We start from the raw sequence: 14838 nt of genomic DNA on the forward strand, positions 1-14838 counted from the left end.
AAGAGCTCCAGTCGGGTCTGTGAATGGGCCAGGCAGTAGCGAATTCTTCCGCCTGGCCCAACAGTCAGCATCAGCACGGGCTGAGTCAACCGCAACGATCAAGTCGCATCTTTGGACTTTTGGGTATTCCCCTGGGAGCCGCTGGCGCCGCTGCCGGGTGCAGTGTTAGAACCAGAGTTCTTCTGGTTCTGCTGCCCTTGCTGCTGACCCGACGATCCGGTGTTGCGGGTAGTCCGCCACTGGCTGAAGTCGTCTGAGAACTTCTGGTAACGCTCCTTGCGCCAAGTGTCGTAGTCATCGTCCAGCATGCGTAGCTGCTCATCTCGCCACTGCTGATAATCGGGATCACGGTAGCCTTGGCTCTGCTGCGCGGGCATTGAACCGCGGATGAAACCGTATGCCTTGCCGCCCTGTTCTCGGTCCCCATCACGATAGGACGAAGTGAAGCGACCTTGATCGCGAAAGCCCTGATTGTCAAACGGCGCACTCCACGCATGCGGTTGTTGGTCGGCGTCTTGGTTGTAGGCGGAGCGGCTTTGCGAGCCATACGAGCCGCCCCAGTCTCGGCTTCTTGGAGATGGATATCCCTGCGACTCGCTGCGGAAGTTCCCGCTATCACGACTCATGCCATATTGGCCATAACCCTGCTGCCCGTAGCGCTCTTGACCCGAGCGTTCTTGGTCATAGCGGGCGCCGCGTGTCTCGAACTCCCGGCGATAACCGCCGGTACCGCTTCGTTGATCATCGCTGCTGTAGCCCTGGTGGTTGCTGCGCTCGCCGAGCCGCGTGTCATCGGCATCTCTGCCCATGCCGTGATGGGAAAAGTTGCTATCGTCGCTGTCTCTGTAGCCCATAGTTGACTCCTTGTGAAGTGGTTGAAAATTTGCACACGAACACCATGGGTGGGTCGTGTGAAGTTCATGTTCGGTGGGCGCAACAGAGCGTTTTGTAGGTCAGTTCCTATAGGCTTGTGAGCCCAGGGCGATGTGGTGTAAGAAGGAGCACTCGGTGTAGCAAGACGCAAAGACAATCTGCAAGTGAGCGATAAGACCGCCTTTCAAGGTTAGGGCGGAAACATTCCAGCCGATACCGGTTGGATGTGTGGAGGGGCCGCCGACGACGGCTGAAGAAAAGTCTTGCGTAAGTCGAGCTTGGCGACCTCGCAGAACATGGGCGTTGCGCGCCGTTCTGTGCTTCTCCCATCGCCGGGGCGCCCCCCCCCGAAAGTAGCTGATGCGCCATTCGTTCAATACGGAGATCCGCACCTAAACCCAACTCCCCCGCCCAATCCGACGCGAGGGTGAGTGGTGCGGTCGTGTACGTACTGACTGAGACGCCGCAGGCTGATGAGGTGTTCGGCTCTCATTTCTCCAGCAGCGCTAGTAGCTCGACACGGCAAATCGATAGCCGGCCTCTCAGGCATACGCAACTGTCCGACAAGGCGAGCAGAGCTCGGATGACGCTTTAACCCTCGGAGTCTTTTAGCCTGAGGGTACCTAGCAATCGTGCTAGCGATCTACTTCATAGGAGCTATCAAATGTCTACCTTGAAATCCCTAAAAGCTGCGGCTGCTGTGCTTACATCCTTTTCCCTCATCAGCCTTGCAACCGCACAGAGCAATCCGCCGACTACTGCAAATCCAAACCCAGCCACTGGGGCAGGCCAGCAAAGCTCTCAGAGCACACCCATGGGAAGTACTGGTACTCAAGGAAACTCCAACACCGGGACTCCTGCATCTTCATCTGATATGGGCAGTTCCGGCTCAACGTCCAACTCTGCCAACCCTGCTGCGCCTGCACAGTCGAATGCAGGAGCATCGGCAAGTCGTCCTCCCCGTGCTGACCGAAACTGAGAATTCAAACGAATGTACAAGGGCGACGTCGCGAGCAAAATATCTGCAGCTTCGAGCCCTTTTCTGATTTCCCGGCAGAAGGAATTATTCTGGACTACGGCGCGTAACTGGCGATGCCTGCCGGAGAAACCATTTCCCGTCCACTTGTTGCGAACAGAGCACAGATGCAATTGGCACACAACATCGAAAGTCCATAACAGCGATCTCTGGGGACATTTGCTGGGTATACAAAATGCAGTCAGTTGTTGATGCAAACTCATCGGTCGTCGGCGAGGAGGATCCGGGTGCTGGTCTGGAATCCGTCCGGGGGTATATGCAACAGCAGCAAATGCAGCTGAGCGACCATGTCCAAATGGTGTGCAGAACGGGCGGTGAAGAGCTTTGTATAGAAATTCGTCCAAGTGAAAATAGCCCCTGTCCGACTTTCACGCATCTTCTTGAGCTCGTAGTCGGGCACCACAACTCCATCGCAGATGCCGTTTGGGATGTGTTTCAGGCAACAGGTCAACACCAGCTTGAAGTTGCAGTCTGCGAGAGAGTGGACGGGACACTCGCTGTAAAAATTGATCATCACTAACTCCAATACGTCGTGCATTGACTTCTGAACTCGTCGCATTGTGGTGAAGAGGGGTTCCAAGGACACGCTGCGCTTTGATCGAGGATGAAGAAAGCTCAGCTTGGGACTAGCCCGCCTACCCCCGGAACGGCACCGGCACAGCCAACTGCAAAAACCAGGTGCACTTGACCACGGAGTCCACTGCAACGTGACCACACGCGCCACATCTGCTTGACCGACCGGACCAGGGCCCCGTGCCAATCGGAGTTGCTCGGCGTAGGAGCTCCTCCTCCTCTGACAAACATCAGATCCCCACAAAGCTACCTTGCAGAACCGAAACGCGCTAGGTCGCATGCTGTTCGGACTGCCATCGGCAGGTGGTAGGGGCTTGGCTGATCATTGAGTCCGGCAGACTTGCCACCAATCCGTTCAATTGACTATGAGATTGGGCGCACTCGACTGGCACGTATCAGCACTCTGCAGTGGGCCATTGCGCTGCAGGCATGGAGAGGGCTGCCATGCATCGGTTCTACCCGAGTCATGTCAACGTCTGAATCAGGCTGATAGCAGTCCTCAATGTTCAGCCGTTCACTGACTGCATATGTTCATACCGGACATTGGCAACTATCGGGGAACAATTCCATGCCACTGCATCCTCGGTACCTGCGTACAGGCTATCAGGCAGCTAGATATTCCCTCTTCATGGACTGAACCAGGTCGGCAGTAGTCGGTAAGGATGTCACCCCCGACACCGAATGCCCTGCACTCCATAGATCCGACCACCGTTGAATGACTGGTCCTTCAGATCCTCCTCCGAATTTCTTGCGCGCCTCCTGAACGGACACTGTCTCGTCCAACGCTTCAGGGTCGAGCCCCACGCGGACGATGGACGGCTTCAGGAAGTTGGCGGGCAACCCGGTGAAGGCGCGCGTGGCGAGCACATCGTCCATGGAGCTTTCCAGAAGCATCTCTTTGTAGTCCGCAGTCGCCATGCTTTCCTGGGTGGCGATGAATCGCGTGCCCACGCACCCCAGGTCGCAGCCCAGCACCGTGGCTGCGCGCAGCGCCACGCCGTCCGAGAGCCCCCCCGACAGCACGATAGGGCCATCGAACATCTGGCGCACAGCGCGCACGAAGGCGAACGGGTTGGCCCAACCGGTGTGCCCGCCGGCGCCGGACGACAGCAGCACAAGGCCATCGACACCCGCCTCCAGCGCGCGCTCCGCGTGGTGGAGCGAGGCCACATCGGCAAACACGAGGCAGCCGCCGTCACGCAAGGCAGGGATCACCGAAGCGGGCGACCCCACACTGGTGATCACCAGCTCCGCGCCGTGGCGCACGATCAAGTCCACTTCGGCCTTGAGGCGTGCGGGGTCGCGCCGCATGATGAGGTTGGGGCAATAGGGCGCCCGGCCCGGTTGTTCTTCGGCCTCTCGCTGCAGCCGCTGCAGCCAAGCGGAAAAATCGTCCAGAGACGTGCAATTGGCCGTGGGAAACGCACCGATGACACCGGCCGCGCACGCGGCCGAGACCAGCTCGATGCCAGAGACACGCAGCATGGGGGCCGCGATAGCGGGCACCACCAGGCGATCCATGAAAGGCAGTCGGTTCATTCTTGTTCCATTCCGTTCTGTGAATGCGTTGCGTGAAGGGCAGCTATGGCCTGCGCCGCTTCGTCCACCATGCAGTTGACGATGGCCCGCAGCGGCTCGATGCGTTTTGCGAATGCGATGGATGGTCCCAGCGAGACCATGCCATGGCGCCATTCACCCTCGGCGTAGCAGCGGTCGCGCGCAACCGTTCCGCTGATGAGGTCGCCGAACGCAGCGTGTTCCGTGGCACCTGCCTGCTCGATGGCCTGAACTTGGCGCGCGGTGTCGTTCAGCAGCACGCGCCAAGTTGTGCCTAGCGACTGCAGTAGCCGCACCGTGGAGTGCTCGTCGCAGGTCAGCAGATGCTCCTTGTAGCGGGGGTGCGCCTGGATTTCCTCGCACACCAAAAAGCGGCTGCCGATGAGCACGCCGTCCAGCCCCTGGGCAAGCACCGCAGCCAATTGCTTGCCCCGACCGATGCCACCGCCTAGCACCACCGGCACGCTGAACTGACCAAGAGCGAGCGCGCCCATGAGCATCGTAGGCAGCTCGTTCATGCCTGGGTGTCCGCCTTCCTCCATGCCGACCAGGGCAATGGCATCTGCGCCTGCACGCTCTGCAGAAAGCGCGTGGCGGATGCTGGAGGCTTTGTGAATCACGACGGCGTTGGCCTTGTGCAGCGCTTTGATGAGTTCCGCTGGCGCATGTCCTGCTGTCTCGAAGATCTTCACGCCATGCGCCAGGGCGGCATCCATCCAGCGCGGAACCATGGCGTTGGCCTCGGGCCGGTGCGAGAGCGTGAGGTTCACGCCAAACGGTTTGCCGTGGGTCAGCTCCGCACAAAGTGCGAGGGCGACCCGGAAATCCGCTTCGCAGGCATACGACCGGGGCGTGATAAAGCCCATGCAGCCTGCATTTACCAGCGCAGCCACATACCTGGCGTCGGACAGCCACATCAGGCCACCGCCCAGGATGGGGTGATCGATCCCCAGAAGCTGCGTAACGCGCGTGCGCAGAGCGGCGCCCATGGATCAGCCCCCCGCAGAACCCAGGGCGGGCGCTCCAGCCAGGTCGGTGTCGCCCATCCCCTCCATGGCCACGGGGAAGCGTACCCACGGCATGTCATCACCAGTGGCAAACTCGCCTCGCGAGGCGAAGTGCGCTTGGGACGACAGTTCGGCGGGATGCACCACGGGCGCAGCTGGAACGTCATAGCGGCACAGCAATTCGAAGGCTTCCTGCGATTCCAGAAGCTGCATGGCCTGCTCGATACGCAGATTGATCGCATCGGCCACCGCCTTGCGTACCTTGTGCGTTGCGTACTCCGGCCCATCGAAGGGCGCGAGCGGCAGGGCTGTGCACAAGCGCTTCCAGAAATGGTCTTCCAGCGCGGCAATAGACACGTAGCGCCCATCCTTGCACTGGAACGCGCCGTAGGCAGCCTTTACCAGCGTGGCCTCGCGCTGCGCTTCCACAGTGCGCGCACCTGCCGACCGGTAGGCGCCCAGCCGTGGGTTCATCCAGTGCAAGGCGCAATCGGCCAGCGCCACGTCCAGGTACTGCCCGCGGCCAGTGGCTTCGCGCTGGAACAGTGCGGCGAGGGTGGCGGACAGCGCGTACATGGTCCCGCACAGGTCGGCCACTGGTAGCCCAAAGCTCTGCGCGGGAGCACCATTGGGCTGGCCGGAGACGGCCAGCACGCCAGCGGCGGCCAGGTAGTTGATGTCATGCCCCGGCAGATTGGCCCACGGTCCTGTCTGGCCGTAGCCACTGAGGGATACATAGATGAGGCGCGGATAGGCCCGGCAGAGTGCAGCGGCGTCCAGGCCCAGGCGCGCCATCACGCCTGGGCGGTAGGACTCGACCACGATGTCGGCCGAAGCGATCAAATCGCGAACTAGGGCGCGCTGGGTTTCGTCTTTGAGATCCACCAGCAGGCTTTGCTTGCCCCGGTTCACGGCCTCGAAAGCGCCCTGGCCCAGGTGCCGAGCGTTGTCGCCATGCGGCGGGCGTTCGATCTTCATGATGCGGGCGCCCATCTCCGCCAGGTTCTGCGTGAGGAAGGGACCTGGCAGCAGTTCACTGAAATCCACCACCGTGATGCCCTGCAGCGGTGGTCGGGCTGCTGTGCCCATCATGCGGACGCTCCTGCGGAGGTTCTTTCGATGATGACGGCGTCCAGTGGCAGCACACCTTCGCCTTCTGCACCAATCCACACAGGGTTGAGGTCCATTTCCTCAATGCGGCCTGCGTTTTGCGTCACGAAGTCAGAGATGCTCAGCAACAGCGTCTGCAGCGCTGCCAGGTCCGCTGGTGGGCGGCCGCGTGCGCCTTCGAGCAGGGGAAAACACCGCATCTCACGGACCATGGCGGCAGCCTCGCTGGCGCAAAGCGGCAGCATGCGGCGTGTGACGTCGCGCAGGATCTCCACGTAGATGCCTCCCAGGCCGAAAGTCATCACATGGCCGAACACGGGGTCTCGCGTGACGCCGACCATCAACTCCAGGCCACCGCGCGGCGCCATCTTCTCGATCAGCAGACCGTCGATATGTGCGTCGGGCCGGTGGTGCTTCGCCGCCGTCATGATGTCCTCCCAGGCTTGACGCAGTTCGTCGGCGTTTTGCAGCCCTACCACTACGCCGCCGATGTCGGACTTGTGCACGATCTGCTCGCTCGCAATCTTGGCCACCACGGGGTAGCCCATGGCGTTGGCCGCCGCGACGGCCTCCTCCATGGTAGGCGCCAGTGCGTTGGGCAGCAGAGGGATGCCTGCTGCCAGCAACTGGGACTTCGCTTCGGCCTCGGACAGGCTGCGCGTGGCAGTGGCGGGCGCAAGCGCCGCCACAGGGTTCAACGGCGTATGCGTACCGCGAGCGCGTTTCCAGCGGCCGTATTCAATCCAGCGTTGGATCGCCTTGATGGCCTTACCCACCGACCGTGGCGGTGCAAACCCGCCTTTGACCAGCATTCGATAGCCCTCGCCCATCCGGTCACTCATCCAGATGGGAATGATAGGGGTAGCACAACCCTTCTGCGCAGCGATGATGGTGCGCGCCAGCTGGATCGTGGTGTCACCATAGTCCAGCGCGATCGGAACGATCACGCAGCCCAGGTTGGGGTCCACCGCCACTGCGCTCAGCGATTTTTCGATCAGCGCAGCATCGCTCAGCACGGCGGCGGTGGTGTCCACCGGGTTGTCCAGCGCAGCGTAAGCGGGAAGCAGATCTGCAAGGGACTGCCGCGTGTGCGCGGCAAACTGCGCGAGGGTCAGGCCTGCGGTGCCCACGGCATCCGCCGTCAAGGCCGCGGTGCCGCCCGACGAGGTGTAGATGGCCACTCCTTCGCTGGGCGCCGGCTCGCCACGTGCGAACAGCCAGGCTGTATCGACCAGCTCGTCAATGTCATCCACCTCGATCACACCGCACTGCTTGAACACAGCGCTGTTTACCTCGGCCGATCCTGTCAGGGATGCGGTGTGGGACTGCGCCGCCTTCTGCCCGTATTCCGACTTGCCCACCTTGAGTGCGATCACGGGCTTGCCATTGGCAGCCGCACGGTTCACGGCGGCCACGAACTTCGCACCGTCCTTGATGCCCTCTAGCAAGGTCACGATCACCTTGATGTCGGGTGCATCGGCCATGTAGTGGATGAAGTCGGCCACCTGCAAGTCCACCTCGTTGCCTGTGGAGGCCCACAGGCCAATGCCGATGCCCCGGTCCATGGCCTGCATCACGTTGCGCCCCAGGCCGCCACCCTGAGTAGCCAATCCGATGGGACCCTTGACGAGGTCGTGCGGGAAGGAGGGCGAGAACGTCAGGCCCAGGCGGTGGTTGACGTTGGTGAGGCCCGGGCAGTTGGGGCCATACAGGCGCATGCCGCCCGCATCGGCAATCTCCTTGAGCCGCACCTGGGCGCGTTCGCCTTCTTCTCCGGCCTCGCCAAAGCCCGACGTCAGCACGATGGCAAACAGCACGCCCCGTGCCGCGCACTCTTCGGCCACGGCCAGTACGCCTGATGCGGGCACCACGATCACCGCCACGTCGGGCGTGGCGGGCAGCGACGCCACACTGGGCCAGCAGCGGTGCCCGCGAATCTCTGCCTTGGTCGGGTTGACGAGATAAATGTCTCCGTCGAACTCGGAATGATCCAGCAGATTGGTCAGCGTGCGCTCGCCAATGCTCTGCGGGCGGTCCGAGGCGCCCACAAGGGCAATTGAGCGCGGGCGGATCAGTCGTGAAAGGTCAGTCAATGTTGTCTCCTGGTCGTTATGGGTGCGGCGATGCCGAGGATCAGACAATCGCCGAGATACCCAGGATTTCGCGCCCGGCAATCAAGGTCTGCACTTCGGTGGTGCCTTCGGGAATCGTCCCGCCGCGCGTGTCGCGGAAGATGCGCTCGATGGGGTAGTCGGTGGCGTAGCCCAGGCCGCCGTGCACCTGCAGTGCCATGCTGGCGACTTCGTGTGCGGCCTCGGTGGCATAGAGCTTGGCAATCGAGCAAGCAGTGCGCGCATCGGCATTGGCGTCCAGTGCGGCGGCGGCGCGCAGGCTCAGTGCCCGGGCGGCCTCCACACGGATCGTCATGTCCACGATGAGCTTTTGCACCAGTTGGAAGCTGCCGATGGGCTTGCCGAACTGGGTGCGGGTTCGGGCGTAGTCAATGGACAGGTCGAGCGCCGCTTGCGCAGCGCCCACGGCACCCATGGCGATGTTGACGCGCGCGCCGTCCAGGCCCATGAGCATCTTCTTGAGCGCATTGCCTTCTTCGCCCAGCAGGTTCTCGCGTGGCACCTTGACATTGTCGAACGCCAGCTCCGCGGTGCCGGTGCTGCGCAACACCATGGTGTCAACATTGCGCACTTCATAAGGAGACACATCACGCTCCACCAGGAAGGTGGACAGCCCCCCCTGGCAATCGGGGCTGAACGTGCGGGCGACCACGATGCCGAAGTCGCCGAAGGCGCCGTTGGTGATCCACAGCTTGCGGCCGTTGAGCACGTAGTGGTCGCCCTGCAGGTCTGCGCGGGTCTGGACCTGGGCAATGTTCGAACCCGTGCCCGGCTCGCTGATGGCGTTGAACACCTTGCGTTCGGATGCCAGCAGGGGCTTCAGGAAGCGTTCGCGCTGTTCCTCGTTGGCCTCTGCGGCCAGCTTGTTGATGGCCGCGTTGGTGATGTTCACCATGGTTCGCAGCGACAGCCAGGTGTAGCCAGCTTCTTCCATGAGCATGGCCCAGGTCATCTGGTCCATGTCCATCCCGCCCAGGGCCTCGGGCAGGCGGCCACCGATGTATCCGAACTGGGACAGCTCTTTGAGGAGTTCGAAGGGGAAGGTCTTGTCGCGGTCGTGCTGGGCCACGCGGGGTGCGACCTCGCTTTTCATGAAGCGGCGCACGCTGTCGCGCAGCATTTCTTGTTCGGAACTCATCGTTGAATACATGGCTATGTCTCCTGGGTTGAATGCATGGGCCCGCCGCTAGGCGGGAGTCGTGTCCTTGGTACCCGCGCCGCGTCGGCCTGATGCCGTGGCGCGCAGCGTGGGAGCGGCGTTCAGGGGGTGGAACACGAGCGCCTGCACTTCTTGCAAGGCCTGCAGGCAGGCATCCTTGGTACGGCGCAGGCGTTCTGTAGGCCCGGCGATCGAAAGCGCGAGGGGTTCATCGCCCAGATACCCTGCCACGGCAATGGCGGCCAGGCCGTCAAAGCCTTCGTTCTCCACCCACATCCAGCCTTGCTCGCGCGCTTGCGCAATCTGCGCCTCCAGCGCTGCGAGGTCGGTGATGGACCCGGGGGCGATCTGCTTGAGCGGCTTGAGTCGCAGCTGCCGTGCAGCCTCTTCGGGGGTGCCGAGCGACAACGTGGCCTTGCCCAAAGCAGACACGTGCAGGGCGATCTTGTTGCCGACGTTCTCTACATAGCGCAGTGGGTGCGTGCCCTCTGCAAACGCCAGGACCTTGACCACGCCGGCCTCCACACGGCCGCACATGCCGGTCTCTCCGGTCTTGTCGCGCAGCAGTTCGCAGGCCTCGGACGCCACGGCATAGAGCGAATCCCCCGCAGCGATGCCTTTGGCAACCGTGAGCAGGCGGGCCGTGGGATAGAAGCGCCGGGTGCGCGCGGTCCGCATTAGGTAACCCAACTCGTGCAGCGTGTGCAAGAGATCAGAACAGCTGCTTTCGGGCAGGTCCATCAGACGCGCGAGGTCGGAGTTGGAGAGCTCACGGCGCTCCCGGGCAAAAACCTCCAGGAGGGCCATGGTTCGAGAGGCAGCGGGGACGATGGTTGGCATAAATTCTCCGGTATTTCGTAGATATCAACGAATCATAGCTTTGCGGGCAAGGCGATTCACTGCGGAAATTGCTCTGAAATTTCGATTTTCTCTATCGGGATGATTTCGAAAACTTCTTGCATGTCTACGAAATATTGAAGTATTCTACGACCAGCCGCAATCATGTGGCAACAAAAAATGGAGACAAGCATGCTTAGAGCCTTCCGAAAACTGGTTGTTTTTGTCATTGCCTCGTTGGCCTTCGGTGTCCTGCACGCTGCAGGAGATGAGTGGCCCAACAAGCCGATCACCTTTGTGGTGCCATTCCCACCCGGAGGCATCACGGACAACACGTCCAGACTGCTGGCCAAACTGCTCAGCGCGCAGTTGGGCCAATCGGTGGTGGTGGACAACCGTCCCGGCGCTGGTGGCTCCATCGGGGTCGAGTCAGCTTCGCGCCAGCCGCCAGATGGCTACACCATCATTTACGGCACACAAGGAACGCATGGCGCCAACCTGGCGCTGTACAAGAACGTACGCTACGACCCAGTCACGGACTTTGTTCCTGTGCATGGCATGTCGGAAACGCCACTCATGCTGGTGATCAACCCAACGCGTCCTTTCAAGACCGTGCCTGAGCTGATCGCCTACGCGAAGGCCAACCCCGGCAAGCTCAATTTCGGCTCTGCCGGGCCCGGCACGGGCACCCATCTGACGGCCGAGCTGTTCCAGACGGCCGCAGGCATCAAGATGACTCACGTGCCTTATCGCGGTAGTGCGCCAGCACTCACCGACCTGATGGCCGGCAGTATTGACCTCATGTTTGACTACCCCGCGGTGGTCCTGCCCCAAGTACAAGCGCAGAAGCTCAAGGCGCTGGCAGTCACCTCCAAGAAGCGGCTGTCCAGTTCCCCCGGCGTGCCGACCGTCGGCGAGCTGGGCGTCCCCGAAGCCGAATCAACGGCCTGGGGCGCGGTTTTCGTGCCTGCCAAGACGCCACCGGACATCGTCAAGCGCCTGGGCGACGAGATCGCCAAGGCCATCGTTCACCCCGAAATGCTGCAGGCCACGGAGAAGTTCGGAAGCGTTCCGTTCGTCGGCCTGCGCGACGCCAAGTTGGGTGCTTTCGTGAAAGCGGAGCTGACCCGGTGGCGTGCGGTAGTTCAGCAGTCGGGCGCCAAGCTCGACTGATGGGTGGCGGGTGCTGCGTGCCCGCCACCCCGCACCTTTCTATTTCACCCCTTCCATCTATGACCGATTCAAAGATTTCCTTGAAGCCGTTGCAGCCGACTCTCTATGAGCTGGCTGAAGACGGCCACTCGCTCAACTTCTTCTTTGCGCAGTGCGGCGCTTGCGGGGGGCTGAGCTTTCCGGCCAACGCGCCGGGGTGCATGCACTGCGGAAGCCCGCTGAGTGAAGCACAACGCGTCACCCGCCCAGGCGGTGGAGAGCTGCTGGAATTCGTGACATTGCACGTGCCACTGCTGCCTGGCATGGCAGCACCCAGCATCGCCGGGGACATTCGCATTGCGCCCGGCATCGTCGAAGAAGGTGTGATGGCTGTGGGAGACGAAACGGCGCTGAGACACGGCATGACGGTTCGCGCCATCGCCGAAATGAAGCCCGAAGAAGGTGTTTACGCCTGCCGCTTTGTGCCCGTGAATGAAGGAGCCGCGCAATGAGCAATGTCCAACAATCCACTTCGAGCAACTGGCTCGATGCTAACGGCGGTGTGTTCATCGCCGGTATCGGTCTGCACCCGTACCAGTTCCCTACCGAAACGCCCTACACCGAACTCGGCCTCACGGCCGTACGCGCTGCGCTGGCCGACTCGGGACTGGCATGGGACCGCGTACAAAGCGCGTACGTGGGCACCACTTCCATTGGGATGGCAGCCGGCCGCGTCATGCTGCGCCACCTGGGGTCAACGGGTCTGGCGGTGACGCAGGTGGAAAACGCATCGGCCTCTGGCTCCTTCGCATTCCGCCAGGCGTGCATGGAAGTGGCCACCGGCATGAGTGATGTGGTGCTGGCAGTCGGGGTGGACAAACATGGCGATGGGCGCCGTGCGGCCAACAAGGACGGTCTGGAGAGACTGAGCGAAACCGCCACCATCCCGGCGGCCAAGTTCGCGATGATGGCGCGCACCTATCTGCGCGAGCGCGGTGCATCCGTCGAAGAAATGGCCAACGTGGCCGTAAAGAACCACGGCAATGCAGCGCGCAACCCGTTCGCGCAGTTCCGCAAACCCCGCACGCTGGAGCAGGTGCTCGCATCGCCGCGCGTGGTGGGCGACCTCACCGTGCAGCAATGCTGCCCGCGCGGTGAAGGGGCTGCGGCGGTGATGGTGGTCTCTGGCAACGCCATCCGTAAATTGGGGCTGGATGCCCGGCGCTGCGTGCGCGTCAAGGCGTCGGTCGCAGGTAGTGAGCGGCCCGAAGCGCAGTACGGCGACAGCGCTGTGGAGCTGGTCCGCACCAGCGCGCAGGCCGCGTTTGACCAAGCGGGCATTGCACCCAAGGAGCTCGACCTTCTGGAACTGCACGACGCCTTCTCGGTGGAAGAGTTGCTCTACAGCGAAGCCATCGGAGTGTGCGATTCCGGCGAGGGCGCCCGTTACCTGGCGCGTGGCGATTCGCAGATCGGCGGCCGCTGCGCCATCAACGCATCGGGCGGCCTCATCGGCATGGGGCACCCGCTCGGCCCCACGGGCATCGGCCAGTTGGCCGAAATCACCCGCCAACTGCGGGGCGAGGCGGAAGGCCGCCAGCACCGCAATGCGCGCTGGGGCATGGCCCACATGATCGGGCTCGGCTCGGTCTCCGTCGCCCACGTGCTGTCGGCGTCGGCGTGATGGCCCTGCACATCTCTTACTGAAAGCAATCCAATGACTACACCTGAGATCCAGGACCTGGGCACATTGCTCTATGAGGTGCGCGACCGCGTGGCCGTGGTCACCCTCAACCGGCCCGACCGCATGAACACGCTGGGCAGCACCATGAAGCCGGACCTGGCCCGCGCCTTCTTTGAACTGGCCCGCAACGACGACCAGGTGCGCGCGGTGCTGATCACTGGCAGCGGCGACAAGGCGTTCTGCGCGGGCGCCGACATCAAGGAGCGCGCCACCGATGTGGTGCGTGGCACGGAGTATTTCGTGCGCCAGAAAGCAACCCATGAGCTGTTTCGCAACATCGAAGAATTCGAAAAGCCCGTTATCGCAGCCATCAACGGCGTGGCGCTGGGCGGCGGGCTGGAGATTGCACTGTGCTGCGACCTGCGCATCGCGGCCTCTCATGCGCGCTTCGGTCTACCCGAAATCAAGCTCGGCGTCATCCCGGCAGCCGGTGGCACGCAGCGCCTGCCACGGCTCGTGGGCGAAGCCCGGGCCAAAGAACTAATCCTGACGGCCGATCTGGTGGATGCGGAGACAGCGCTGCGCTATGGCCTAGTTAGCCGCGTGGTACCGCAGGCCGAGCTGATGACGGCTGCGCTGGAATTAAGCCAGCGCATTGCGCAACACCCGCCGCTGGCAGTCAGGTTTGCCAAGCGCGCCATCAACCGGGGCATGCAGACCGACTTGGACTCGGGCCTGGAGTACGAGCGCTACGCGGCCGCAATGATCGTGGACAGCGAAGACCGCATCGAGGGCATGCGCGCCTTTGTCGAGAAACGCGAACCCCAATTCAAAGGACGCTAGGGCCTTACCGCACCGGCGACTTCATCAGACAACACACACGAAAGGTATCCCATGGAACTCGGATTGAACGGACAGGTCGCGCTCGTCACAGGCGGCGGGCAAGGCGTAGGTCGGCAGATTTGCATCGAACTCGCAACCGAAGGTGCGCGCGTGGTGGTGAACGACCTGTTTGCCGAGCGCGCCCAAGCGGTAGCGGATGAGATCAACGCCGCAGGCGGGCAAGCTTATGCCGCACCGGCGGACATTACCCAGCTGGAGGCGGTCGATGCCATGGTGGCCAATGCCGCCGAGCATTTCGGCGCGCCCATTACCGTGCTGGTAAACAACGCCGGCATCATTCCCGAGCGCCGCGAAAAAGGTGGCCGCACACCCGCCTTTGTGGATACCCCCGTGGTGGACTGGGCCAAGATCGTGAACCTCAACGTTTACGGCACCATGCACTGCTGCCGCGCCGTGTTGCCAGGCATGGTCGGGCGCAAGACGGGCCGCATCATCAACATCATCTCGGAAGCGGGCCGCATCGGCGAGGCCAACATGGCGGTGTATTCGGGTGCGAAGGCTGCCATTGCCGGGTTCGCCAAGGCCCTCGCGCGCGAGCACGGCCGCCACGCGGTCACCGTCAATTCCATCGCTCTGGGCGCCGTGTCCCATGAGGGCATCAAGGACGGTCCGTTGAACATCCACGCCACGGTAGAGAACAACGAGCTGCTGGGCAAGATGCTCAATGCGTATCCCATCTCCAAAGGCGTGGGTCGCCTGTCCCGGCCCACCGACGTGTCGGGCATCGTGGCGTTCCTGGCGTCGGACCGCGCGCTGTTCATCACGGGGCAGACCATCGGCGCATCGGGCGGCTTCGCGATGGTTTGATGCAGGAA

13 protein-coding genes are annotated in these 14838 nt (G+C 62.5%); 5 read left to right on the forward strand and 8 right to left on the reverse strand.

The genetic code is table 11. The features are described from left to right. Window positions 1–98: 98 nt before the first annotated feature. The 8 genes from ACSQ22_RS25365 to ACSQ22_RS25400 form a co-directional block, all read right to left on the reverse strand. Window positions 99–854, reverse strand: a complete 756-nt coding sequence (locus ACSQ22_RS25365) for a hypothetical protein (RefSeq protein ID WP_228896131.1) — start codon at window positions 852–854, stop codon at window positions 99–101. 1254 nt (window positions 855–2108) lie between these two features. Further along, a complete protein-coding gene (locus tag ACSQ22_RS25370) occupies window positions 2109–2447 on the reverse strand; it encodes a hypothetical protein (protein ID WP_057228244.1) in 339 nt (112 codons plus the stop codon). Window positions 2448–3085: 638 nt separating this feature from the next. Beyond that, entirely contained in the window at window positions 3086–4021 is a 936-nt protein-coding gene (locus tag ACSQ22_RS25375) for an NAD(P)H-dependent flavin oxidoreductase (protein ID WP_228895820.1), read from the reverse strand. Continuing rightward, window positions 4018–5028 (reverse strand): NAD(P)H-dependent flavin oxidoreductase, encoded by a 1011-nt coding sequence (locus ACSQ22_RS25380; protein WP_228895818.1) that lies wholly within the window; start codon window positions 5026–5028, stop codon window positions 4018–4020. The genes ACSQ22_RS25375 and ACSQ22_RS25380 overlap by 4 nt, the downstream gene beginning before the upstream one ends. Window positions 5029–5031: 3 nt before the next feature. Further along, entirely contained in the window at window positions 5032–6138 is a 1107-nt protein-coding gene (locus ACSQ22_RS25385) for a CaiB/BaiF CoA transferase family protein (RefSeq protein WP_436131877.1), read from the reverse strand. Next, window positions 6135–8249, reverse strand: a complete 2115-nt coding sequence (locus tag ACSQ22_RS25390; protein WP_436131878.1) for an acetate--CoA ligase family protein — start codon at window positions 8247–8249, stop codon at window positions 6135–6137. Before ACSQ22_RS25390 ends, ACSQ22_RS25385 begins: the two co-directional genes overlap by 4 nt. A gap of 40 nt (window positions 8250–8289) precedes the next feature. Beyond that, a complete protein-coding gene (locus ACSQ22_RS25395; protein ID WP_228895812.1) occupies window positions 8290–9438 on the reverse strand; it encodes an acyl-CoA dehydrogenase family protein in 1149 nt (382 codons plus the stop codon). A 36-nt stretch (window positions 9439–9474) separates the two neighbouring features. Beyond that, a complete protein-coding gene (locus tag ACSQ22_RS25400) occupies window positions 9475–10287 on the reverse strand; it encodes an IclR family transcriptional regulator (RefSeq protein WP_228895810.1) in 813 nt (270 codons plus the stop codon). A 189-nt stretch (window positions 10288–10476) separates the two neighbouring features. On the opposite strand from ACSQ22_RS25400, the gene ACSQ22_RS25405 reads away from it, so the two are divergent. From ACSQ22_RS25405 to ACSQ22_RS25425, 5 genes are read left to right on the forward strand one after another with little or no spacing between them, the layout of a single operon-like run. After that, complete coding sequence (locus tag ACSQ22_RS25405) at window positions 10477–11457, forward strand: Bug family tripartite tricarboxylate transporter substrate binding protein (protein ID WP_228895807.1); 981 nt, start codon at window positions 10477–10479, stop codon at window positions 11455–11457. A 59-nt stretch (window positions 11458–11516) separates the two neighbouring features. Next, entirely contained in the window at window positions 11517–11948 is a 432-nt protein-coding gene (locus ACSQ22_RS25410; protein WP_436131879.1) for a Zn-ribbon domain-containing OB-fold protein, read from the forward strand. Continuing rightward, window positions 11945–13120, forward strand: coding sequence for a thiolase family protein (locus tag ACSQ22_RS25415; RefSeq protein WP_436131880.1), 1176 nt, complete (start codon window positions 11945–11947; stop codon window positions 13118–13120). Before ACSQ22_RS25410 ends, ACSQ22_RS25415 begins: the two co-directional genes overlap by 4 nt. A 33-nt stretch (window positions 13121–13153) precedes the next feature. Further along, complete coding sequence (locus ACSQ22_RS25420) at window positions 13154–13963, forward strand: enoyl-CoA hydratase/isomerase family protein (RefSeq protein WP_228895801.1); 810 nt, start codon at window positions 13154–13156, stop codon at window positions 13961–13963. Between the two features lie 51 nt (window positions 13964–14014). Next, window positions 14015–14830 carry an SDR family NAD(P)-dependent oxidoreductase gene (locus tag ACSQ22_RS25425; RefSeq protein ID WP_436131881.1) on the forward strand — a complete coding sequence of 272 codons (816 nt, stop codon included), beginning with the start codon at window positions 14015–14017 and terminating at the stop codon, window positions 14828–14830. Window positions 14831–14838 lie beyond the last annotated feature (8 nt).

Source organism: Acidovorax sp. LjRoot38, from assembly GCF_964252975.1.
GTDB classification, from domain to species: Bacteria; Pseudomonadota; Gammaproteobacteria; order Burkholderiales; family Burkholderiaceae_C; genus Acidovorax; species Acidovorax facilis.